The following is a 23,367-nucleotide window of genomic DNA, read 5'->3' as shown; positions in this document are numbered from 1 at the left end:
GGACCAGATCTGATAGAGCAACGCGTCGTTCTAGGTGAGGCCGATGGGGTTGCCCGCGTCGTCCACGTCCATGCGCAGGGCTGCGGGAACGGCGGGGAGGCCGGGCATGGTCATCACCGCGCCGGTCAGGGCCACGATGAACCCGGCGCCGGTCTTGGGCAGCAGATCCCGGACGTGGATGGTGAAGCCCTTGGGTGCGCCCAGGCGGGAGGCGTCGTCCGTGAAGGAGTATTGGGTTTTGGCCATGCAGACGGGCAGCGAGCTCCAGCCGTTCCGCTCGATGTCGGCAAGCCGCCGAAGGGCCGGCACGGAGAAGTCCACCCCGTCCGCCCCGTAGATCTCCTGCGCAATGGTCCGGATCTTGTCCTCCACAGGCAGTTCCAACGGATACAGGTGCCGAAAGCTGCTCGGCGCCTCCACGGCCTGCGCAACCAGCGCTGCGAGCTCGTCACCGCCGTCGCCACCTCCGCCGCGGCCCCACACATCGGCGACGGCGGCGCGCACTCCCTCGGCGGCACACCACGCCAGCAGCCAATCCAGTTCCTCCCGCGTGTCGGAGGAGAACCTGTTGATGGCCACCACCGGTGTGACCCCGAACTTCTCCACGTTGTGCACGTGCCGGCGCAGGTTGGCCACGCCTGCCTCAAGAGCAGCCAGATCAGGACGGGCCAGCTGGTCCTTGGCAACCCCGCCCTGCATCTTCAGCGCCCGGACAGTGGCCACCACCACGACGGCGGACGGCGCCAGACCTCCGTACCTGGCCTTGATGTCCATGAACTTTTCGGCGCCCAGGTCAGCCCCGAACCCGGCTTCCGTCACAACGATGTCGGCCAGGCGCCGGGCGGTTTGGGTGGCGATGAGCGAATTGCAGCCGTGGGCGATGTTGGCGAACGGGCCGCCGTGCACCAGGGCAGGGGTACCCGCGATGGTCTGCACGAGGTTGGGCTTGACCGCCTCCTTGAGGAGCAACGTAAGCGCCCCCTCCACCCCGAGGTCCGCCACGGTCACGGGTTTCCGATCATAGGTGTAGCCGAACGTGATCCGGCCCAGCCGTGACCGCAGGTCCGCCAGGTCCGTGGCCAGGCAGAAGACGGCCATCACTTCGGATGCCACGGTGATGTCGAACCCGTCCTGGCGCGGCACGCCCTGCGTCGGCCCGCCAAGGCCAATCACCACCTCCCGCAGGGACCGGTCGTTCATGTCCAGCACGCGTTTGAAGGTCATGCGCCGCGGATCGATGTTCAAGGCGTTGCCCTGGTAAATGTGGTTGTCCACCAGGGCCATCAGCGCGTTGTTGGCTGACGTGATCGCGTGGAAATCGCCGGTGAAGTGCAGGTTGATCTCGTCCATGGGCAACACCTGGGACAGGCCGCCGCCCGTGGCACCACCCTTCATGCCCAGGACCGGGCCCAGCGACGGCTCCCGTAACGCGATCATGACTTTGTGCCCGGCGCGCGCCAGCGAGTCCGCCAGCCCGACGGTGGTGGTCGACTTCCCCTCGCCGGCGGGAGTGGGGGACATGGCGGACACCAGCACCACCTTGCCGTGCGGTTCAGGCGCCGCCAGCCGGGCCGGATCAATCTTCGCCTTGTACCGCCCGTACTGTTCCAGGGCGTCGGCATTGACTCCGGCCGCTGCCGCGATCTCGCCGATGGGCCGGATGCGGGCGGCGCGGGCGATTTCAAGATCGGTAGGGAGGGCAGACATCGTTGTCCTTTCCAGCGCAGTCGCGGGCACCGGCCGGCGGCCGGAGACCTGCCCCTAAGCTAACAGGAGCAGGCCCGGGGGCGAAGGACTTCAGGACGCGGGAACCACTGGAGCCAGGCGGCGGCCCACAAAGTTGTCGACGGCGGCATGGTAGCTTTCGAGCGTAATGGCGGCAGTGCGCTGCCAGCCGGAGTTCTGGGCACGGATCGCCGCGGCGCGGCCCAGGTCCTCGCGGGTGGCGGGATCGTCGTGGAGGGCCTCAAGCGCGTCGGCCCAGTCCGCGGCGTGGTGGCCGTCCACCAGGAGCCCGGTCCGGCCGTGGAAAATGGCGCGCGACAGTCCGCCCACCCGGGTTGCGACCACGGGGGTGCCGCAGGCCTGGGCCTCCAGGGCCACCAACCCAAAAGATTCGCTGAAGGAAGGCATCACCACGACGTCGGCCGCGCGGAACCAGGATGCAAGCTCAGGTGCCTTCACCGGCGGAAGCTGCGTGACGACGTCGTCCATCCCCGCCTCCGCAACCAGGCACCGCAGGTTGAATTCCTTGTTGCCGCTAAGGGCGCCCAGGATGGTGACGCGCAGGTCGATGTCCGGCCGGCGCTTCCGCAGCAGCGCGGCGGCCTTGACCAGGACCTGCGGCCCTTTCAGCCGCTGGATCCGGCCTGCGAATACCAGGTGGAAGGTGTCCGGGCTGATGCCGTGCCCGGCCCTGGAGCGGGCCCGGAAGGCGGGGGTGAAGGTGGCCAGGTCCACGCCGGGCGGGGCGATGTCGATCCGGTCGTACGTGGCGCCGTAGTGGGAAACGAGTTCTGCCGCCTCCGAGCTGGTGTTGGCAATCAGACGGGCAGCGCCCTCCACGATCCGGTGCTCGCCCAGTTCCCGCCGCCGGGGTTCCGGTTTTTCGCCGGACTCCAGCAACAGGTTCTTGACCTTGGCCATGGTGTGCATGGTGTGCACCAGCGGCACGCCCCACAGCTCGGACAGCTCAAGCCCGGCGATTCCGGACACCCAATAGTGCGAATGGATCACGTCATACCGCCCATGCGGCTGGCGGGAGCGGATCTGCTCGATCTCGGCAACCATTGCGTGCAGCAGCCCGGGGAGTTCTTCCTTGGGGATCTTCCTGGCCGGGCCGGCCATGACGTTGTGCACGCACACGCCGGGATCGGGATGTTCGACGGCGGGCTGGTCGGCTGAGGTGGCGCGCGTGAAGATCTCCACCTCCACCCCCGCCTCAGCCAGTGCCGACGCGAGTTCGCGGATATAGACATTCATTCCGCCGGCGTCCCCGGAGCCAGGCTGTTCCATGGGGGAGGTGTGGAGGGAGAGCAAAGCAACCCTGCGGATCAGTGCCACGGGACCTCCTTCCGGCTGCCGGCGCGTTTCAGGGGAGCCGGTTCAGTGCGCATTCGATAAAACACTACTCCTTCCCCTAACGCCCACGGCCCTCCCACATCTTCCCCAAATCCGGAAACGCCGCCTCATAGCCGGCCAGGAGCTTTGCCGCCAGTTCCGCGGAATCCACCAGCGGGTGCCGGCCGAAGGCCTCAAGGGCGGCAGCACGGTTCCCGGTGGTGGCGGCACTAACCGTGAGTTGTTCCACGTCCTTGACCCGCTGCAGCAGTTCCAGCTGTGGACCGTCCGGCGGCTGCTGGGGCAGCGGGACGGCGCCGTTGGCCGTGACTGTGCAGGGAACTTCGACGACGGCGTCCGCCGGCAGGCCCGGAATGGCTGGTTGGGCACTGCCGGGGACGGTGGTGGCCGGCGGGCGTGCGGACGGAGTCAGTTTGTCCGGCGGAGGCAGTGAATTGCGGGTATTGAGGATCAGTTGCGTCTCCCCGCCGCCCCCGAGGGCGCGCATCGCCGCCAGGGCCACCCGTTCATAGCCGCCGCCGGCCAGGTCCTCCTCATCGCGGTGCCCGCCGTCGCTCCGGGCCTCCGCCAGATACCCCTCTTCGCGGGAACGCCGGGCTTCCTCCCACAGCCTGTACGCATCCGGTCCGGCAGCGGCGAGCCGCGGGTACAGCTCCAGCTGCTGTCCGTGAATGGTCTCGCCGCGGGTCTGGGCCATGGCCCGAATCGCCTGCCGTGCGTCACCTGACCGGTAGTAGTAATACAGGTACTCGTTGGGCAGCAGGCCCAGCCTGGCCAGGAAGGGTTGCGGGAAGAGCCTGCCTTCCTCGAACGACTGCAGTGCTGCCGGGTCCGCCAAAAGCCCGGGCAGCACGTCCCGGCCGCCGGACTCCAGCCGGTACAGCCAGCCCAGGTGGTTCAGCCCGTAGTAGCCCACGCCGTCGAGATGTCCCTCCCGCAGGGGGACGCCGGCAGCGCGGGCTGCCCGGTGTACCAGGCCGCCCGCCGAGTCGCAGATCCCGATGACCCGGTGCCCCAGGACCGGAAGCAGCGCCTCGGTGACCATGCCTACAGGATTGGTGAAGTTGATCAGCCACGCGTCCGGGCACTGTTCCCGCATCCGCCGGGCCAGGCGAAGCATATGGGGAATGGTCCGCAGGGCGTAGGAGATCCCGCCGGCCCCGGTGGTTTCCTGGCCCAGCAGCCCCAGGTCGCGGGCCACTTTCTCGTCGGCCACCCGCCCGCCTGTCCCGGCCGGCCGGATGGCGGCGAACACGATGCCGGCCCCGGCCAGGGCTTTGGCGGGATCGGTGGCGGCGCTGACCCGAAGTGGCGCACCGTGGCTCCCGGGCATACTCTTCAGCACCGCGGTGACGGCATCCAGGCGGGCAGGATCGACGTCGTACAGCACCAGTTCGGTGACCAGCCCGGAAAAGCTCCCGGACACCAACGCCCGGTATATCAGCGGCACCCGGAAACCCCCGCCGCCGGCAATCAGAAGCCGCATGGATGCAGTCTAGGACCGCCCTCCGACAACGTGTCCATACCCCCTACCGCAGGGCTGCGGCCCGGCGTATCCTGCGCACTATGGACGCGATGCCAGCCCGCCCCTTCGATCCGCTGGCGGCCGTCCGCTCACCGGCCGAGCCGGGATTCGACCTCCTGCTGGCCGGAACCGTGTTCCAGGACATCATCTTCACCGGCCTTCCCCACGGGCCGGAACCGGGCACCGAGATCTGGAGCGACGGCATGGGCAGCTGTCCCGGCGGGGTGGCGAACCAGGCGATCGCCGCCGCGAGGCTGGGCCTGCGCACCGGGCTGGCGGCAGCGTTCGGGGATGACGGGTACGGGGACTTCAACTGGAAAATCCTCTCCAGCCAGGAACACGTGGACCTCAGCCTCTCCCGCCGCGTCCCGGGATGGCACTCACCGGTCACTGTGTCCCTGTGCGTGGACCAGGACCGCTCGCTGGTCACCCACGGGCACTCCGCTCCTGTGACCAACTCCGAGCTCATTGGAAAGCCGCCCAAAGCGCTCGCCGGCATAGCCGAGCTGGGCCTGGAGATGGAAACCTGGGCCCGGGCCGCGCATGCGTCCGGGGTGAAGCTGTTTGGGGACGTGGGCTGGGATCCCAGCGGGGAGTGGGCGCCGGTGCGGCTCGAAAACCTGAAGTACTTCTACGCGTTCCTGCCCAACCAGCGCGAGGCAATGGCCTTCACGGGCAAGGACAATCCGTGGAGCGCCCTCTATGCGCTGGCGGACCGGGTGCCCGTGGCCGTGGTGACCCTCGGAGCGCAGGGCGCCATGGCCGTGGACTCGGAAACCGGTGAGGAGGAGTGGGTGCCGTCCCTTCCGGTCAAGGCCCATGACCCCACGGGAGCCGGGGACTGTTTTGACGCGGCGTTCATCGTGGGAACCCTGGCTGGCTGGCCGCTGGGGGACAGGCTGCGGTTCGCCAACCTGTGCGCGTCGCTGGCGGTGCAGGAGGTGGGCGGATCCCTGGCCGCTCCGGGCTGGGGGGACATTGCCGACTGGTGGAAACGCGCCAATGCGCGCCCGGAACGGCAGACCAGCCAGTGGCTTAGGCGCTTCGGGTTCCTCGCGGACATCATCGAAGACGTGCCGCTGGCTGCCCAGCGCAGGGCGGCGGCAACCATCGCGCACCTGTCGGACGCCTGAGCGGCGCGGCCCCTGATTATTCGGCGTGAAGTGCCCGCACTAGAATCAATCAGGTGACCTACCCCGCAACAACCGGTGAATTCAGTGCTGCCTCCGGGCCGGACCCCCGCCACGAGCGGTCCGCCGTGATCGACCTGGACGCCATCCGGCACAACGTCCGCCGGTTGGCCGACGCAGCTTCCCCAGCGAAAGTCATGGCCGTCGTCAAGGCCGATGCCTACGGGCACGGGGCCGTCCCGGTGGCCCGCGCCGCCCTGCAGGCCGGTGCCTCCTGGCTGGGCGTTGCCCACATTTCCGAGGCCCTCGGGCTGCGGGCCGCCGGCATCGACGCCCCTCTTCTCGCCTGGCTGCACACCACCGACAGCAACTTCGGCGCCGCCGTGGCTGCCGGCGTCGACATCGGCTGCTCGGGGTGGGAGCTGGAACGCATTGTTGCCGCCGCCCGTGAGCAGGAACGCCCTGCCCGCATTCACCTCAAGGTGGACACCGGACTGGGCCGCAATGGCGCAACTCCGGAGACCTGGGACCGCCTGGTGGGGGAGGCCGTGGAGTACCAGGACCAGGGCCTGCTGCGCGTGGTGGGCATCTTCTCCCACCTGGCCGTGGCCGATGAACCGGAGCGGCCCGAAACGGACCAGCAGGTGGCGGCATTCCGCGAGGCACTGGCCATCGCGGAGGATGCAGGCGTTGACCCGGAAGTCCGGCATCTGGCCAACACCCCCGCCACCCTGTCCCGGCCGGACACGCACTTCGACCTGGTGCGGGTGGGCCTCGGAATGTACGGGCTCTCGCCCTTTGAGGGGCAGACGTCCGCCGAGCTGGGACTTCGCCCTGCCATGACCCTGCGCACGCTGGTCTCGCAGTGCAAGGAGGTGCCCGCGGGACAGGGTGTCTCCTACGGCCTGCACTACCGCACCAGGGAGGCCAGCACCCTGGCGCTGATCCCCATGGGCTATGCCGACGGCGTTCCCCGCGTCGCCACGGGCGGCCCAGTCCGCGTCGCCGGTAAGACCTATCCGGTGGTGGGGCGGATCGCCATGGACCAGATGGTCATCGACCTCGGGCCGGAGGCCTCAGGAGCGGGCCTGCACGGGGCGGAAGCGGAACTGTTCGGTGACGGGTCCGACGGCGGCCCCACGGCTGACGACTGGGCACGCGCCGCCGGGACCATCAACTACGAAATCGTCACCAGGATCAGCCCCCGCGTACCCCGCCGCTTCATCAACGAGGACGAACCGGCACGCAACGACACCGGCCTGGTTGCCGTCCCCGGCAAGGCGGGCACCCCGTGAGCGCGCTTGAAGAGCCAGTTGCCAATTGGGAAAAGACCTTCACGGCGACGACGGCGGACCAGACGCACGCTTTCGGCGCGCGTCTGGCGGAGGTACTGCAGGCCGGGGACCTGCTGGTGCTGTCCGGCGAGCTGGGTGCCGGGAAGACCACGTTCACCCAGGGCCTGGGCGAGGGTCTGGGCGTCCGGCCAGGCATCATTTCCCCTACCTTCGTCCTGGTCCGGATCCACCCCAACCTGCCGGACGGCCCCCGTCCCGGCGGCCCCGACCTGGTCCACGTTGACGCCTACCGGCTGGGCTCCGCGGCTGAAATCGACGACATCGACCTTGAAAACACCATGGACTCCTCCGTCACCGTGGTGGAGTGGGGGCATGAGCGGGTGGAGCACCTGAGCGAGAGCCGGCTGGAGATCGATCTGCACCGGGCCATCGGGCTGGGGGCCGGCGGCCTGGCTGCTGCCGGGAGTTCCGGACCGGCCGTGAACCTGGACTTCGATGGCGAAGACACGGACGAACCCCGCACCCTTGTGATGCGCGGATACGGGCCCCGGTGGGCCACCGCCCCCGAACTCGGAGGCTTCGAAGGGGGCACGGGATGCTGATCCTTGCCATCGATACGTCGGCGGTCGCCAGCGCAGCCCTGGTATCCGATGACGCACCGGAAAGCGTGCTGGCCAGCTTTGCCACGGAGGACACCCGGAGCCACGCCGAGGTGCTCGCCCCGGGAATCAGGGCCATGCTGTCCGGGGCCGGTGTCAGGGGCCAGGACGTTGACGCCGTGGTGGTGGGCGTGGGACCCGGCCCGTTCACGGGCCTGCGCTCGGGCATTGCCACCGCCCGCACCTTCTCGTTTGTCTGGGGCAAACCCCTGCACGGGGTGATGAGCCTGGATGCCGTCGCGCTGGAAGTCGCCGAGTCCACGGCCGCCGTTCCCGAGTTCCTGGTGGTGACCGATGCCCGCCGCAAGGAGGTCTACTGGGCCCGCTACAGCCTCTCGGATGACCAGCTTCCCCTGCTGGAGGACGGTCCGCACGTAGGATTCGCGGCCGACCTGCCGGACCTGCCGGCATTCGGGGCAGGTGCCGGACTGTACGGGGACGTGCTCAAGGCCCATCCTGACTTTGCCGGGGAGCAGCCCGACGCCCTGTACCTGGGCCAGTTTGCGCTGGCCCGGTTGGCTTCCGGCGCCGAACTGCTGGACTCCACCCCCCTGTACCTGCGCGAGTCCGACGCGCAGGTACCCGGACCACGGAAGCGGGCACTGTGAACACCGTCCCGCACCTCCGCCTGGCAGGAATCACCATCCGGGACATGACTCTGGACGACATCCCCGCCGTCGGGGTGTTGGAACATAAGCTTTTCCCCATCGACGCGTGGCCCGTGCAGATGTTCCTGGACGAGCTGTCTCAGCCGGAGACCCGCCGCTACCTCGTGGCGGAAACGGACGAAGGCATCGTGGGCTACGCCGGCCTGATGTGCATCGAGCCGATCGCGGACGTCCAGACGATCGCCGTCGTCCCCGACCATGAGGGCCGCGGCATCGGCAGCGCCCTGCTCACGCAACTGATCGATGAGGCCCGGCACCGCGGCGCCGCCGACGTCCTGCTCGAGGTCCGTGCCGACAACCCGCGGGCGCAGGACCTGTACGTGCGGTTCGGCTTTGAACAGATCCATGTCCGGCCGCGCTACTACCGCGACGGCGTGGATGCCCTCATCATGCGGCTCCAGCTGGCCGCATCACACCCTGAAGGACACGAAGCAACGGAGGCAGGCCAGGCATGAACCGCACCCAGCCCCTGGTACTGGGCATCGAATCATCCTGCGACGAAACCGGCGTCGGCATCGTCCGCGGGACGTCCCTCCTGACCAACACCGTCTCCTCCTCGATGGACGAGCACGTCCGCTTCGGCGGCGTGATTCCCGAGATCGCGTCCCGCGCCCACCTGGACGCCTTCGTCCCCACCCTCGACCAGGCACTTGCTGACGCCGGCGTCACCCTGGACGACGTGGACGCCATCGCCGTCACTTCCGGGCCCGGGCTGGCCGGCGCGCTCATGGTGGGCGTGTGCGCCGCCAAGGCGCTCGCCGTCGCCACCGGAAAACCGCTGTACGCGATCAACCACCTGGTGGCGCACGTCGGCGTGGGACTGCTGGACGACCGCGCCAGCGGCCGGAAGCAGGAACTGCCGGAAAACCTGGGCGCCCTGCTGGTGTCCGGGGGCCACACCGAGATCCTGCGGATCAAGAGCATTACCGGCGACGTTGAACTCCTGGGCTCCACCATCGACGACGCCGCCGGAGAAGCCTACGACAAAGTGGCGCGGATCCTGGGGCTGGGCTATCCGGGCGGCCCGGCCATCGACAAGATGGCCCGCAATGGCAACCCCAAGGCAATCCGCTTCCCCCGCGGCTTGACCCAGCCCAAGTACATGGGCACCGCCGACGAACCCGGGCCGCACCGGTACGACTGGTCCTTCAGCGGACTCAAGACCGCCGTGGCCCGGTGCGTGGAGCAGTTCGAGGCACGCGGCGAAGAGCTCCCGGTTGCCGACATTGCGGCCGCTTTCCAGGAGGCCGTGGTGGACGTGATTTCATCCAAGGCGGTCCTGGCCTGCCGCGAGCAGGGCATCAAGGACGTCCTGCTGGGCGGGGGAGTGGCGGCCAACTCACGGCTCCGCGAACTGACCGGGCAGCGATGCGCGTCCGCCGGCATCCGGCTGCACGTCCCGCCCCTGGATCTCTGCACGGACAACGGCGCCATGGTGGCCGCCCTCGGCGCGCAGCTGGTGATGGCAGGCGTGGAGCCAAGCGGAATTGGGTTCGCCCCGGATTCGTCAATGCCGGTCACCTCGGTATCCCTTCCGGCCTGACCCCAGCCCTGGCTCCGGGGAGCCGTCGCGGGGCACTTCGGGGGCTCCGCGACGGACATCACGACGGCGGCCGGCGTGTCCGTGTCGAAGTGCCCCGTTTCGGGGCGGACCACTCAGGCGGTGGGGCCGTTGCGCATCTGCTTCACCAGGTCCAGCACCACGGCCTGGAGGTTCCCGCCGTTCTCGGCTGCCACCCGGCGCTGCCGCTGGTAGCCGGCGCCACGGCGGATGATCTTCTCGACGTCGGCAAGTTCGTCAGCGCAGCGCAGCTTGGCCGCGACAGGTTCCAAGCGGTTCAGCGTCTCCAGCAGGTGGTCGGTCACCAGCTGCTCGCGCCCCGCGGCGTCCAGGATGATGATGGCGTCCATGCCGTAGCGGGCTGCGCGCCACTTGTTCTCCTGCACATGCCAGGGCGGCATGGTGGGGATGGTGCCGCCGTTGTCCAGGATGGTGGAGAACTCGTCCACCAGGCACTGGGTGAGGGCCGCGATGGCGCCCACTTCCTCCAGTGTGGCCAGGCCGTCGCAGATGCGCATTTCGATGGTGCCGAGGGCGGGCACGGGCCGGATGTCCCAGCGGATCTCCGAGATGGTGTCGATGACACCCGTGGTGAACATGTCCTGGACGTAGGACTCGTACTCCTCCCAGGATTTGAACTGGAAGGGCAGTCCGGCGGTGGGGAGTTGCTGGAACATCAGCGCCCGCTGGGAGGCGTAGCCCGTGTCCTCGCCGCCCCAGAACGGGCTGGACGCAGAGAGCGCCTGGAAGTGCGGAAAGTAGTTGACCAGGCCGTCCAGCACGGGAAGCGCCTTGTCCCGGCGGTCCAGGCCCACATGCACGTGCACCCCGTAAATGACCATCTGCCGGCCCCACCACTGGGTCCGGTCGATGAGCTTCGCGTAGCGCGCCTTGTCCGTCACGGGCTGCAGCTGCGGCGGGCTGAACGGATGGCTGCCGGCACAGAACAGTTCGACGCCCATGGGATCGGTGATTTCGCGGACAGCGGCCACGGACCGGTTCAGGTCTTCCTTTGCTTCTGCGGCGGTCTCGCAAATACCGGTGACCAGCTCCACGGTGTTCAGCAGCAGTTCCTGCTTGATGTGCGGATGTTCGTCGTCTTCGTTGAGTTCGGGATGGCGCGCGGCCACACCGCGGAGCACCTGGTTGGCAACGGATGCGAGTTCGCCCGTCTTCCCGTCCACCAGTGCAAGCTCCCACTCAACACCGAGGGTTGACTGCCTCGATGGGGCGAAGTCGATCTTCACACGCTTCCTTACTGTCCGGTTGCCGCTGGCTGATGCCGCTCACAGGCTGCAGCCGGCAGGCGAACGGGTGGTTCAAGTCTAGTGCAGGGGTAGCATCGTAGTGATGGCACCGTTCCCCTTGCATCACAAGCCCGCCACGTCCTTCCCCCTTCTTCTGGCCTTGTCCGCCCTGGCGCTGGCCTCCTGTTCCGCCTCCCCAAGCCCGGCCCCGCCGTCGTCTTCTGCTGCCCCAACGGAGGCGGCTCCTTCAGCATCAGCAAGTACGACGACGGCGCCCCCTTCCGCTTCTCCCGCACCGGACCCGGGTTCCCGGCCTCTGGGGTGGGGCCCGGAGCAGCGGGACCAGGATGCCGCCGTGGCGGCCGTGGCGGCGATGTCGCCGGAGCAAAAGGCCGGGCAGGTCCTGCTTCCGTTCTTCAAGGGCAACCAGGTGGAGGCACATGCCGCGCTCATCCAGCGCCTGCACCTGGCGGGGTCCATCATCATGGGCGACAACGTGCCGCGCGATCCGCAGGGGCGGGTGGACCTGGGCGCCATGGGCGCCGTGAACCAGCGGCTTCTGCAGGCTGTTGCCGCTGATGGCCGGCCGTGGCCCGGCATCATCGCCGTGGACCAGGAAGGAGGTGCGGTGGCGCGCGTCGGGGCGCCCCTCACGGAGTGGCCGATGCCCATGAGCTACGGTGCCGCCGGCAATCCGGACCTGACGCGCCAGGCCGGTAAAGGCCTGGCCGGGGAACTGCTGCCGCTGGGTTTCGACCTCGACTTCGCCCCTGACACCGATGTGACCATTGGCCCGAGCGACCCCACCATCGGGGCGCGTTCCATGTCAGCAGACCCGGCGGCCGCGGCAGCCCATGGAGTGGCTTTTTCCCAAGGCATGCTGGACGCCGGCGTGCTGCCCACCGTCAAGCACTTTCCGGGGCACGGCTCGGTCACCACGGATTCCCACCTCAGCCTTCCCGTGCAGCCGGCGAGCCTTGATGAGCTCCGGGGCCGCGACTGGAAGCCGTTCCAGGCCGCCATCGCAGCCGGCCTCCCGATCGTGATGACCGGGCACATCGCCGTGCCCGCGCTGGAGCCCGGCGTGCCGTCGTCGCTCTCTGCCGCAAGCTACGCGGCGCTCAGGCAACTGGGCTTCAAGGGGGTTGCCGTCACTGACGCCCTCAACATGGGTGCGGTGGACAACCAGTACCCTGCGGGCGCCGCAGCGGTGAAGGCCCTCGCCGCAGGCGCGGACCTGCTGCTGATGCCTGCCGATGTGTCACAGGCACACGCCGCCATCCTCCAGGCCCTGGCGGCCGGCACCTTACCGGCGGCGCGCCTGGACGAGGCCGCGCAGCGGGTGGCCACCATGATGATCTGGCGTGCACGCACCGCGCCCGCTCCCGGAGCAGCGGGTGCGGGCGCTCCGGCCGGAAGTGCTGCGGCCTTGTCTGCCCAGGTCTCGGCGTCGGCCGTCACGGTTGTTTCCGGTCCCTGCAGCGGCCCTCTGGTGCCCGGTTCGGTACGCGTGGCCGGCGGGGGACCGGGGGACCGGGAGCGCTTCGAAGCCGCTGCCGCCCGGGCCGGGCTCACGGTGGGATCAGGACCACTGGTGAGCCTGATCGGGTTCGGCGGAAAACCAGCCGGCGGCGACATCGCGGTGGCCCTGGATGCCCCCTGGCCGCTCCAGGGCTCCACAGCGCCGGTGAAGCTGGCGCTGTACGGCCGCACGGACGCGGCCTTCGACGCGCTGGCAGCCGTGCTTGCCGGCAAGGCGCCGGCGCCGGGGAAGCTGCCCGCCGCCGTCGGGCCTTTCCCGGCCGGGACCGGCTGCCCCTGATGCCGGAACGCGCACGGGGGCCGGAGCGCGTTTAATGGTCTGGTGCCCATTCTGAATAAAGACATGACCCTCTGCATCTCGCTCTCTGCCCGGCCCAGCAACAACGGAACCCGGTTCCACAACCACCTGTACGAACAGCTGGACCTGAACTGGATCTACAAAGCGTTTGCGCCCACCAACCTTGAACAGGCCATCGCCGGCGTGCGCGGGCTGGGCATCCGCGGCTGCGCCATCTCCATGCCGTACAAGGAAGACGTCATCGCCCTGGTTGACGAGATGGATCCTTCAGCAAAGGCCATCGATTCGGTGAACACCATCGTGAACACCGACGGGCACCTCAAGGCGTACAACACCGACTACACCGCCATTGAGCAGCTCCTGGCTTCCAACGAGGTTCCGACGGACTATTCCGTGCTGGTCCAGGGCGCCGGCGGCATGGCCAAGGCCACTGTGGCGGCCCTCCGGGACGGCGGCTTCACCGACGTCACCGTCATCGCCAGGAACGAAACAGCCGGGCGCGCGCTTGCGGACCAGTACGGCTTCCAGTGGCGTCCAGCGCTCGACGGCGGGACGGCTGACCTGATCATCAACGTCACCCCGATCGGCATGGCGGGAGGCGCCGAAGCTGAAACCCTGTCCTTCCCTGCCGAAGCCATTGATGCGGCGCAGGTGGTTTTCGACGTGGTGGCGCTGCCGGCCGAGACCCCGCTGATCAAGGCGGCCCGCGCTGCCGGCAAACCGGTCATCACGGGAGCTGAAGTGGCCACCATCCAGGCGCTGGAGCAGTTCGTCCTCTACACCGGCGTGCGGCCGACGGCGGAACAGGTGCGGGCGGCCGAGGAGTTCATGCGCGCCCAGTAGCTGCAGCTAAAACGGGTTCCACCACAATGGCCACCCGGTCCTCGCCGATGCGGGTCAGGACCAGGGTGGCCGTTTTGCCGGACCCCTTTTTGGCATTCTTTCCACCGGGCAGCAGCTGCTTCCGCAGCTCTTCCGGCGTCACCGCGGTGCCGCGTTTCTTGATGTCCAGCACGGTGATGCCCTCCTGCTTCACCCAGGCCTTGAGCGCCTTAACGTTGTAAGGCATGACCCGCAGGACCTTGTAGGCCCGGGCGAAGGGAGTGTCCAGGAGTTCCGGAGCGCAGATGTAGGCGATGTGCTCGTCCACCAAGTGGCCGCCGAGCTGCAGGGCAACGTCCGCCACCAGTCCGGCGCGGATGACGGCGCCGTCCGGTTCGTACAGGTAGCCTTCCACGGGTCCCACCGGGGCGCTCGGGCCGGCATTGAAATCCTCCGTGCTGGTCAGCTCGGCCGGCCCCTGCGGACCCAGGAGCAGGGCAGCGCGGCGCACCCCCGGCCGGCGGACGGCATTGAACCAGAGGGTCACTTCGGTGACATCTCCGCCCACCGATACCCACTGCGCCTCGCAGTCCGCGGGGACGGACTCGTGCGGCATGCCCGGGCCCATCTTGACGCCCACTGCCTTGCCCTGCGCCGCCAACGACTCCACGAAGGACAGCGGCGGGGAGAACGCCTCGGGATCCCAGATCCGCTTGGTGCCTGATGTGGAGGTGACCCGCCGCGCAGGATCCAGCCAGACCCCGTCGATCCCCTCCAGCGGCACCGACGCCGCATCCGAGTGGACCACCGTGGCATTGGGGAATGGGATGAGGTTCACCGTGGCGCAGGCCGCGGTGGTTTCGTGCATTTCGACGGCGGTGACATTGAGATCCAGGGAAGCGAGGGCGAGCGAGTCGGCTCCGAGGCCGCAGCCCAAATCCGCCACCTGGCCGATCCCCGCGGCAGCGAAGCGCTGCGCGTGGTGGGCGGCCACGTTCAGGCGCGTGGCCTGCTCCAGTCCGGCCTGCGTAAAGAGCATTTGGCGGGCGAATTCCCCGAATTTGGCTTCGGCCCTTGTGCGCAGCCTTGACTGGGTGAGGACTGCTGAGACCAGTTCGGCAGGATGGCCGGCCTTCCGGAGGGCGGAATTGAGTTCGAAGGAGTCCTCGTCCCGGTAAGGGCCCAGGGATGCGAGCAAATCCCAGCCTTCGGGCGTCAACAGCGGTGCGATCTGGTCCTGTGCAGTCTGGTCCTGGGGAGCGTGAGCCATGGGTTCCAGCCTAATGGAGGAGGACATGCCGGGATGCGGATACTGTTGAAACATGGATGAGAGCGCAGCACCCACAGAGAACGGCGACCAGGAACCAGGGAAGCGCGGTGCGGCCAGGTTTGCCCGTCCTGTACTGATCGCGGCCGCCCTTATTGCCGTGGTGTGCATTGCCCTGCTGGTGATCATTTTCCTGCTTGATTCGTTCAATGCCACGGTCTACTCCGTGGGCGGCAATGACATCCATGACAACACCCAGGAGTCGCGGGACATCCGCGGGCTGTACGACGGCGCGCGTGCCGGGAGCATCGTCTTCCTCGTCATTTCACTGCTCGCCGCAGCAGTGTCCGGCTGGGTCCTGTACCGGGGACGGCAGCAGGGCGGCAGTGACAACGACGGCGGCGAGGACGTGGACTTCGAAGAGCTGGGCCGCTAGCCGTACCCTCGCCTTCCCGGCCGGCCGCCCGGCGTCGTGCATGCCCGAACGGTGTACGCCCACGACGAAACGTTGGCACTCACCTTGACCGAGTGCTAACCCTTACATAGAGTCTGTATTAGCACTCTCCCTAGGAGGGTGCTAATACATGAAGAGCTGCCAGCCAGGCTGCTGCCGGCACCGCGACGACGGTTTGCCAGCTACGGCGGAAAGCTTTCCAGTCCACGAATTTGCTGACGAAAAGGAGAGGTCCGAGTGTCGGTCTCTATTAAGCCTCTTGAGGATCGTATCGTTGTCCGCCCGCTCGAAGCCGAGCAGACCACGGCTTCCGGCCTGGTCATCCCGGACTCCGCGCAGGAGAAGCCGCAGGAAGGCGAAGTTGTTGCAGTAGGCCCCGGCCGCTTCGAAGACGGCAACCGTGTTCCCGTTGATGTTGCCGTTGGTGACGTCGTCATCTACTCCAAGTACGGCGGAACCGAAGTCAAGACCGGCGGCACAGAGTACCTCGTGCTGTCCGCCCGCGACGTCCTGGCAATCGTCGTCAAGTAACTCTTCCGGATCCCCGTGCTGCCGGCCATGCTCACGCTGGCCGGCAGTGCGGGGTTCTGTCTTTGAAAGGACAAAACCATGGCAAAGCAGCTTGCGTTTAATGACGCTGCCCGCCGGTCCCTTGAGGCCGGCATCGATAAGCTCGCGAACACCGTCAAGGTGACGCTCGGCCCCCGCGGCCGCAACGTCGTCCTGGACAAGAAGTGGGGCGCCCCCACCATCACGAACGACGGCGTCACCATCGCCCGCGAAGTGGAACTGGACGACCCCTACGAGAACCTTGGCGCACAGCTGGCCAAGGAAGTAGCCACCAAGACCAACGATGTTGCCGGCGACGGCACCACCACCGCGACGGTCCTGGCCCAGGCACTGGTCAAGGAAGGCCTGCGCAACGTGGCAGCGGGCGCTGCCCCGGGCCAGATCAAGCGCGGCATCGAGGTTGCGGTTGAAGCCGTGGCCGCCCGCCTGCTGGAAAACGCACGTCCGGTCGAGGGCACCCAGGTGGCGAACGTCGCCGCCATCTCCGCACAGAGCGACGAAATCGGCGAGCTGCTCGCCGAGGCTTTCGGCAAAGTGGGCAAGGATGGTGTCATCACCATCGAAGAGTCCTCCACCACCCAGACCGAACTGGTCCTCACCGAGGGCATGCAGTTCGACAAGGGCTACCTGTCCCCGTACTTCGTTACCGACGCGGAGCGCCAGGAAGCAGTCCTTGAGGACGCGCTCATCCTGATCAACCAGGGCAAGATCTCCTCGATCCAGGAGTTCCTGCCGCTGCTTGAGAAGGCTCTGCAGGCTTCCAAGCCGCTGTTCATCATCGCCGAGGACGTTGAGGGCGAGGCCCTGTCCACGCTGATCGTCAACCGTATCCGCGGCACCCTGAACGTCGTTGCCGTCAAGGCTCCGGGCTTCGGTGACCGCCGCAAGGCCATGCTGCAGGACATCGCCACCCTCACCGGGGCGCAGGTTGTCTCCCCGGAGCTGGGCCTGAGCCTGGACTCCGTGGGCCTGGAGGTGCTGGGTACAGCCCGCCGCATCACCGTCACCAAGGACAACACCACCATCGTGGACGGCGCCGGTTCGGCCGAGGACGTGGCTGCACGGGTTGCCCAGCTGCGCGCTGAGCTGACCCGCACCGACTCCGACTGGGACCGCGAAAAGCTCCAGGAACGCCTGGCCAAGCTGGCCGGCGGCATCGGCGTCATCAAGGTCGGAGCTGCCACCGAGGTTGAGCTGAAGGAAAAGAAGCACCGCATCGAGGACGCGGTGTCCTCCACCCGCGCTGCCCTGGAAGAAGGCATCGTGGCCGGCGGCGGTTCCGCCCTGATCCACGCCCTCAAGGCACTGGATGAGGACGCCTCCGTCAAGGCGCTCGAAGGCGACGCCGCCGCTGCGGTGGGCATCGTCCGCCGCGCCCTGGTCCAGCCGCTGCGCTGGATCGCCCAGAACGCCGGGTTCGACGGCTACGTGGTCACCTCCAAGGTGGCCGAGCTCGAGACCAACAACGGCTTCAACGCCAAGTCCGGCGAGTACGAGGACCTGATCGGCGCGGGCGTCATCGACCCCGTCAAGGTCACCCGTGCAGCCCTCCGCAACGCGGCCTCCATCGCCGCCCTGGTTCTCACCACCGAGACCCTGGTAGTGGAGAAGCCGGCCGAAGAGGACGAGCACGCAGGCCACAGCCACTAATCCCCGCCGGCGAGGGCCCAACAAAAGGCCGGTCCAGCATCCGCTGGGCCGGTTTTTTGTATGCCTGGGTGGGCCCACGCCGTGAGCGTTCCCTGGACGAGCGAAGCGAGGTTAGGGGGGACGGTGGGTGGGCCCACGCCGGCCGGGTTCCCTGGCCGAGCGAAGCGAGGTTAGGGGACGGTGGGGACTAGGTGGCCGCCATCTCCTGAGTCTCCACTCCTCCTGCGGGCTCGTACACCAGCGATACTGCACCTTTCGGGAAGCTGCGTGCCGGCTCGGCGAGCCGGAACGTGGAAGGGACGGTCCCGGCGTCGAACAGGCGCTTGCCCTGCCCAAGCGTGACCGGGTACAGCCAGAGGTGCAGGCGGTCCAGCATGCCAGCGGCCAGCAGGGAACGGATCAGCACGCCGCTGCCGAACATGTGCACCTGGCCATAGTCCTCGCGCAGGGCGCCGGCCGCCAGCGCGTCCGGCAGGACAGTGCTGCCTTCCCAGCCCGGGTCGGCCAGCGTGCCCGAGACGACGAACTTGGGGACCCGGTTCAGGGCGTCGGCAATGACACCCGACTGGTGGGGCCAGTAGGACGCAAAGATGTCAAAGGTCTTCCGGCCCAGGAGCAGTGCATCCATCCGGTTGATCGCGTCCGCGATCGATGCGCCGCCCTCGTCGTCGGACACCGGTGCCTGCCATCCGCCGAAGTCGAACGCACCCTCGGTGTCTTCCTCACGGCCGCCCGGCGCCTGGTACACGCCGTCCAGGGTCATGAACAGGTTCGCCACGATGATCCCCACGCGGACATTGTGGACCTGCCCCCGGCTACTGTCCAGCGCCCGTGGCAGGATGGTGCCATGCTGCTCCTTGAGCTCGTGGAAACCACGCAAACCGTCGCATCGACCCGGTCCCGGCTGGCCAAGGTGGATGCCCTGGCGAACCTCCTGCGCCGTCTTGATCCCGCGGAAATCCCGACGGCGGTCGGCTTGCTCAGTGCTAAGCCGCGCCAGGGGCGCGTGGGCGTCGGGTGGAGCGCGGTGGCTGCGGCCAAGGAGGAGCCCGCCGCGAAGCCAAGCCTGACAGTGGCGGACCTCGATGCTGCCCTGGACCGCCTGCTGGCGACTGCGGGCACAGGATCGGGGGCGGAGCGGGCCGCCACCCTGAGGAAACTGATGGCCGCGGCCACCGCGCCCGAACAGTCCTTCATCGCGGGCGTCCTGCTCGGCGAGCTTCGCACCGGTGCCCTGGAAGGAGTGCTGACGGACGCCGTTGCCCGCGCTTCAGGCAGACCGGTTGACGCCGTACGCCGGGCAGCCATGCTGTCCGGAGACCTCGGTGGAACTGCCATGCTGGCGCTGACCGGCACCGGGGCTGAGCTTGATGCTGTGGGCCTGGTGGTCGGGCGCCCCGTGCTGCCCATGCTTGCCGCTACCGCAGCCAGTCCCGGCGCGGCGGTGGAGTCGACGGGGGAGGCCTCGGTGGAATACAAGCTCGACGGCGCCCGCATCCAGGTCCACCGCGCCGGCGACGACGTCAGTATCTTCACCCGCAACCTCGCCGATGTGACCCACAGGCTTCCCGAGGTGGTGGAGGTGGTGCGCAGCCTTCCCGTGCAGGACGTCATTCTCGACGGCGAAACCCTGGCCCTTGACGAGGAAGGCGCGCCCCGGCCATTCCAGGAAACCATGTCCCGGTTCGGGGCGGACGCTGTCCGGGAAACAGTGCTCCATCCCTGGTTCTTCGACGTCCTGCATATCGATGGGCGGGACCTGCTGGACGAGCCGCTGTCCGCCCGGATCGGCGTGCTGGAGCGCATTGCCCCGGCCCACCGGATACCCGGGGAGGTCACGGCTGATCCTGCCGCGGCTGAACGTGTGTCGCAGGAGGCCCTGGCCGCCGGCCACGAGGGCGTCGTGGTGAAAGCGATCGGATCCACCTATGCAGCCGGCCGGCGCGGGTCCAACTGGGTGAAGGTGAAGCCGGTACACACCTACGACCTGGTGGTGCTCGCCTGCGAATGGGGGTCCGGCCGGCGCACCGGGATGCTCTCGAACCTGCACCTTGGCGCCCTTGACCCCACGGGAGAATTCGGCGAGCCCGGCAGCTATGTGATGGTGGGCAAGACCTTCAAGGGGCTCACCGATGAACTGCTGAGGTGGCAAACCGAACGGTTCCAGGAGATCGAGGTGCGGCGCGCTGCCGGCACGGTCTGGGTTGAGCCCGTCACCGTCGTCGAAATTGCCATCGACGGCGTGCAGCAGTCCCCTCGGTACCCCGGCGGGATCGCGCTGAGGTTTGCGCGCGTCAAGCGCTACCGCGACGACAAGGCACCAGCCGACGCGGACACCATCCAAACTTTGCGCGCCCTCCTGCGCCACTAGCGCACACGCAAGCTAGCGGCGCGTTCCGCTCCGCTGGTTCTTCAGGCTTCGCGCCTCCCGGTCCGGCAGCCGCCTGGCGACCATCCGGTAAAACAGCAAAACTGCCAGTGCGGCCACCACGATGCCCACAAGGTTGAGCAGCAGCTGGAGGGCCGAACCCGTGGCCTTCTGGTATTCGCCCAGCACCAGGGCCACCGCCACATATCCTGCCGCTGGCACCGTGGTCACGGAGATGAAGACGCCAATCAGTGCTGCCGAACGGCGGCCAATAATGGACAGCATTCCGGCGATCCCGGCCAGGACGGCGACGATCAGCGAATAAGGGCCGGGGTGGTAGATGAATTCCACTGCCGAGCCCTTGTCCAGGGCGTCGCGGGGGAACAGGCCCAGCGGCACCGAAAGCCATGCCGTCAGGGCCGCCAAAAGCATGGCCACTGGAAAGCCCACGCCCAGCGCAATGGCCGCGCGCCGCCCAAGCTTCCACTGCCGGGTGGCAAGCGACACGGCGAGGGCGGCCAATGGCCCAAACTCAGGGCCCACGGCCATGGCGCCCACAATCGCGATGGGGGAGTCGGTCACGATGCCGATTCCAGCGAGCTGGGTCGCCAGCACCAGGAACGCAAGGAAGTTCCACGTCAGCCGGGAGTCCTCGCCGGTTTGCCGTGTCACGTCGTCCCAGATCACCGCGTCGGCGCCGTCCCCGGGCGCGGCACGCTCCGCCCGGTCCACGTTCCTGGACAAAACGAACTCCGGCGTGGACATGGCGATGGAGCCTGCGTCCCGGATTTTCAGGACGTCCAGCTTCTCCAGCAATTCCTCTACTGCCTCCCGGGCAACCAGGACCTCGATCACATCGCCCTGCGGCACCACGGCAGCCCCCGGAACCAGGACCAGCTCTGCCGCCCCCCGCTGGTCGCGGCAGGTCTTCAGGGTCACAGCGGACAGCTCTCCGGGCACACAGATCCGCAACTGGACAACCATGCCCGCTCCCTTCCACGGTTGGGCCCAGCATAGTCTGAACGCGCGGGCTGATTGGCTGATGAAGACGGCGCTGGCTACGCTTGATGCTTTGGCTGGTGGGCGTCCTGAGGGGTTTTGTGTCGATAACGGAGAGCCCGCAGGCACCTAATCCCGAACCTGGGGCAGCTTCCAGGCACCGCAAAGCCACCTTCCGCCCCGAGGTCCAGGGGCTCCGCGCCCTGGCCGTCCTGATGGTGGTCACCTACCACGTATGGCTGGGCCGCGTGTCCGGCGGCGTGGACATCTTCCTGCTGGTCTCGGCTTTCCTGCTGACCCTGTCCTTCGTGCGCAAGGCAGAATCAGGGACCCCCTTCCGGCTGCTGGCGCACTGGCTGCACCTGTTCAAGCGCCTCCTGCCCGCCGCCGTCGTTGTAATCCTCGGCGTGCTGGCCGGCACATGGCTGATCCTGCCGCAGGGACGCTGGCCCGAGGTGCTCGACCAAGCCTGGGCTTCGCTGCTGTACCGCCAGAACTGGCTGCTGGCGGACGCCGCGGTGGACTATTACGCGCAGGACCACGCCGGCGCCAGTCCGCTCCAGCACTTCTGGTCGTTGTCCATCCAGGGCCAGGTGTTCATCCTGTGGCCGCTGGCCTTTGCCGCTTCCGCTGCCGTCCTGACGGGGCTGCGCCGAGTTCCCCGGCTCCACTGGGTAACCTACCGCGCGCTGCTGGCCATGGTGTTCGGTGCGGTATTCACCGTGTCCCTGGTGTATTCCATTGACCAGACCGGCACGAACCAGGCCTACGCCTACTTCGACACACGGGCACGGCTGTGGGAGTTTGCGCTCGGGTCGTTGCTGGCCCTGGCGCTGCCGTACCTGAAACCCGGACGCGCCCTGCGGGTGGGCCTGGGCTGGCTGGGGCTTGCCGCAATGGTCTCCTGCGGCTTGGTCCTGACCGTTGACCGCTCCTTCCCCGGTTACGCTGCACTCTGGCCCACCCTTGCGGCAGCCGCGATCATCGTCGCCGGGCAGACCGGCAGCCGGTTCGGCGTGGACCGCCTCCTCAGCAGCCGGCCCGCGGTGGCTCTGGGAGACAACTCCTACGCCCTGTACCTCTGGCACTGGCCCGTCTTGGTGCTGGCGCTCGCGGCCACCGGCGTGGAAATGCCAAACCTGAGGCAGGGCCTGGGTATCGTCGGGGCCTCCATCGTGCTTGCCGTCCTGACCACCCGCTTTGTGGAAAGGCCGCTGCGGGAATGGCGCTGGCCCAAGCTGCGCACCTGGCGCACCGCCGTCGTCGTCGTTTCCTGCGGGGCCGTGCTGGCCGGCCCCGTGGCTGTCTGGCAGACATCGCTCACGGCGGAGGAAAGCGCGACGGCGGCACAACCCCGCGAGCTTACCCCCGGGGCGCTGGCACTTGCCCCGGAAAGCGGGAACACTCCCGCGCCCCGGGCCCGGACCATTCCGGGACCGACCGCGTTGGACAACGACTGGGCCGGCATCACCTCACCCTGCACGGGCTCCAACGCCACGATCGATCCAATCCTGGAGGGCTGCCGGCAGGAGCTGCCCGGGGAACCGGCCACCAAGCGCGTCGTGGTGCTGGGTGATTCCCACGCCCAGCAGTACCTCGCCGCCCTGGAACCCGTGGCAGCGGCCCGTGGCTGGGAACTGGTGACGCTGCTGATGCCGGCGTGCCGGTTCGGCGCCGAATCGGAGGCCCGGAACGCCGAGTGCAACGCCTACAACAAGGCAAGTTCCGTGTATGTCCTGGAACACCGGCCGGACGCCGTGTTCACCGTGGCCTCGCTGACCCACGAAGACGCCCCGTTCGAAACGGAGGTGCCGGGCTACCTGGACGGCGTGAAGCCATTCGCGGACGCGGGAATCGAGATTGTGGGCATCCGTGACAACCCGCGGTTCACGTTCAACATGCCGCAGTGCGCCCAGCGGCACGGCGCCGATGCGCCCGCCTGCAACCCACCCATGTCAGAGTCCCTGGTGGAACCATCGCCCCTGGAAAATTACAGGGGCAAATTGCCGGGCCTGCACCTCATGGACATGAGCGACTTCATCTGTGCACGGGGCGTCTGCCCGGCCGTGGTGGGAAACGTGTACGTGTACAAGGACGACAACCATCTCGCCAGGACCTATGTGCAGACCATGATCCCCATGTTCGAGCAGCGGCTTCTGGCGGCAACGGGCTGGAGCTGATCACTTGGAGGGTGCCGTTGCTCACATTGGCGGCGTGGAATAGGGGGATCG

Annotated in this window: 20 protein-coding genes; 13 read left to right on the top strand and 7 right to left on the bottom strand. The window is 68.0% G+C overall.

What is annotated here, in order from left to right:
• Window positions 1–30 precede the first annotated feature (30 nt).
• From AB0313_RS04330 to AB0313_RS04320, 3 genes are all read right to left on the bottom strand, one after another.
• Window positions 31–1,707, bottom strand: coding sequence for a formate--tetrahydrofolate ligase (locus tag AB0313_RS04330; protein ID WP_307311898.1), 1,677 nt, complete (start codon window positions 1,705–1,707; stop codon window positions 31–33).
• A 90-nt stretch (window positions 1,708–1,797) separates the two neighbouring features.
• Entirely contained in the window at window positions 1,798–3,063 is a 1,266-nt protein-coding gene (mshA, locus tag AB0313_RS04325) for a D-inositol-3-phosphate glycosyltransferase (RefSeq protein WP_366303851.1), read from the bottom strand.
• 76 nt (window positions 3,064–3,139) lie between these two features.
• Window positions 3,140–4,567, bottom strand: coding sequence for a 6-phospho-beta-glucosidase (locus AB0313_RS04320; protein WP_366303849.1), 1,428 nt, complete (start codon window positions 4,565–4,567; stop codon window positions 3,140–3,142).
• Between the two features lie 80 nt (window positions 4,568–4,647).
• Here AB0313_RS04320 and AB0313_RS04315 point away from each other — a divergent pair, with 80 nt between their 5' ends.
• Genes AB0313_RS04315 through tsaD form a run of 6 tightly spaced genes read left to right on the top strand, consistent with a single transcriptional unit; the run spans window position 4,648 to window position 9,901 of the window.
• Complete coding sequence (locus AB0313_RS04315; RefSeq protein WP_366303847.1) at window positions 4,648–5,739, top strand: carbohydrate kinase family protein; 1,092 nt, start codon at window positions 4,648–4,650, stop codon at window positions 5,737–5,739.
• Between the two features lie 53 nt (window positions 5,740–5,792).
• Window positions 5,793–7,031, top strand: coding sequence for an alanine racemase (gene alr / locus AB0313_RS04310; RefSeq protein ID WP_141942550.1), 1,239 nt, complete (start codon window positions 5,793–5,795; stop codon window positions 7,029–7,031).
• Window positions 7,028–7,633, top strand: a complete 606-nt coding sequence (gene tsaE / locus AB0313_RS04305; RefSeq protein ID WP_366303844.1) for a tRNA (adenosine(37)-N6)-threonylcarbamoyltransferase complex ATPase subunit type 1 TsaE — start codon at window positions 7,028–7,030, stop codon at window positions 7,631–7,633. The genes alr and tsaE overlap by 4 nt, the downstream gene beginning before the upstream one ends.
• Window positions 7,627–8,298, top strand: a complete 672-nt coding sequence (gene tsaB, locus AB0313_RS04300; protein WP_366303842.1) for a tRNA (adenosine(37)-N6)-threonylcarbamoyltransferase complex dimerization subunit type 1 TsaB — start codon at window positions 7,627–7,629, stop codon at window positions 8,296–8,298. The genes tsaE and tsaB overlap by 7 nt, the downstream gene beginning before the upstream one ends.
• Window positions 8,295–8,813 carry a ribosomal protein S18-alanine N-acetyltransferase gene (gene rimI, locus AB0313_RS04295; RefSeq protein WP_307311917.1) on the top strand — a complete coding sequence of 173 codons (519 nt, stop codon included), beginning with the start codon at window positions 8,295–8,297 and terminating at the stop codon, window positions 8,811–8,813. The genes tsaB and rimI overlap by 4 nt, the downstream gene beginning before the upstream one ends.
• Window positions 8,810–9,901, top strand: a complete 1,092-nt coding sequence (gene tsaD / locus AB0313_RS04290) for a tRNA (adenosine(37)-N6)-threonylcarbamoyltransferase complex transferase subunit TsaD (RefSeq protein WP_141942541.1) — start codon at window positions 8,810–8,812, stop codon at window positions 9,899–9,901. Before rimI ends, tsaD begins: the two co-directional genes overlap by 4 nt.
• Before the next feature lie 113 nt (window positions 9,902–10,014).
• Here the strand turns inward: tsaD and AB0313_RS04285 are convergent, their stop codons facing one another.
• Window positions 10,015–11,166 carry a glutamate--cysteine ligase gene (locus AB0313_RS04285; protein ID WP_141942539.1) on the bottom strand — a complete coding sequence of 384 codons (1,152 nt, stop codon included), beginning with the start codon at window positions 11,164–11,166 and terminating at the stop codon, window positions 10,015–10,017.
• A 373-nt stretch (window positions 11,167–11,539) separates the two neighbouring features.
• On the opposite strand from AB0313_RS04285, the gene AB0313_RS04280 reads away from it, so the two are divergent.
• On the top strand, window positions 11,540–12,988 hold the full coding sequence (locus AB0313_RS04280) for a glycoside hydrolase family 3 N-terminal domain-containing protein (protein WP_366304245.1): 1,449 nt from the start codon (window positions 11,540–11,542) through the stop codon (window positions 12,986–12,988).
• Window positions 12,989–13,051: 63 nt separating this feature from the next.
• Entirely contained in the window at window positions 13,052–13,849 is a 798-nt protein-coding gene (locus AB0313_RS04275; RefSeq protein WP_307311943.1) for a shikimate 5-dehydrogenase, read from the top strand.
• On the opposite strand, the gene AB0313_RS04270 is transcribed toward AB0313_RS04275, so the two are convergent.
• Window positions 13,833–15,098: a class I SAM-dependent methyltransferase gene (locus AB0313_RS04270; RefSeq protein ID WP_366303839.1), complete on the bottom strand. Its 1,266-nt coding sequence runs from the start codon at window positions 15,096–15,098 to the stop codon at window positions 13,833–13,835. The two genes, AB0313_RS04275 and AB0313_RS04270, sit on opposite strands and share 17 nt — an antisense overlap.
• Before the next feature lie 52 nt (window positions 15,099–15,150).
• On the opposite strand from AB0313_RS04270, the gene AB0313_RS04265 reads away from it, so the two are divergent.
• From AB0313_RS04265 to groL, 3 genes are all read left to right on the top strand, one after another.
• Complete coding sequence (locus AB0313_RS04265; RefSeq protein ID WP_366303837.1) at window positions 15,151–15,531, top strand: hypothetical protein; 381 nt, start codon at window positions 15,151–15,153, stop codon at window positions 15,529–15,531.
• 255 nt (window positions 15,532–15,786) lie between these two features.
• Complete coding sequence (gene groES, locus AB0313_RS04260; protein ID WP_003805290.1) at window positions 15,787–16,080, top strand: co-chaperone GroES; 294 nt, start codon at window positions 15,787–15,789, stop codon at window positions 16,078–16,080.
• Window positions 16,081–16,158: 78 nt separating this feature from the next.
• On the top strand, window positions 16,159–17,769 hold the full coding sequence (gene groL / locus AB0313_RS04255) for a chaperonin GroEL (protein ID WP_307311925.1): 1,611 nt from the start codon (window positions 16,159–16,161) through the stop codon (window positions 17,767–17,769).
• A 187-nt stretch (window positions 17,770–17,956) separates the two neighbouring features.
• Here groL and AB0313_RS04250 read toward each other — a convergent pair whose 3' ends face one another.
• Entirely contained in the window at window positions 17,957–18,559 is a 603-nt protein-coding gene (locus AB0313_RS04250; protein ID WP_366303835.1) for a dihydrofolate reductase family protein, read from the bottom strand.
• Window positions 18,560–18,616: 57 nt separating this feature from the next.
• Between AB0313_RS04250 and AB0313_RS04245 the strand changes: the two genes are divergently transcribed.
• Entirely contained in the window at window positions 18,617–20,140 is a 1,524-nt protein-coding gene (locus AB0313_RS04245; protein ID WP_366303833.1) for an ATP-dependent DNA ligase, read from the top strand.
• Between the two features lie 12 nt (window positions 20,141–20,152).
• Here AB0313_RS04245 and AB0313_RS04240 read toward each other — a convergent pair whose 3' ends face one another.
• Complete coding sequence (locus tag AB0313_RS04240; protein ID WP_366303831.1) at window positions 20,153–21,121, bottom strand: DUF389 domain-containing protein; 969 nt, start codon at window positions 21,119–21,121, stop codon at window positions 20,153–20,155.
• Window positions 21,122–21,243: 122 nt separating this feature from the next.
• On the opposite strand from AB0313_RS04240, the gene AB0313_RS04235 reads away from it, so the two are divergent.
• Window positions 21,244–23,316: an acyltransferase family protein gene (locus AB0313_RS04235; protein ID WP_366304243.1), complete on the top strand. Its 2,073-nt coding sequence runs from the start codon at window positions 21,244–21,246 to the stop codon at window positions 23,314–23,316.
• Window positions 23,317–23,367 lie beyond the last annotated feature (51 nt).

This window comes from Pseudarthrobacter sp. NPDC080039, from assembly GCF_040702335.1.
In the GTDB taxonomy this organism is placed as follows: Bacteria; Actinomycetota; Actinomycetes; order Actinomycetales; family Micrococcaceae; genus Arthrobacter; species Arthrobacter enclensis_A.
The sequence above is the reverse complement of the archived record's forward strand: the minus strand, read 5'-3'. Positions and strand labels throughout refer to the sequence as shown.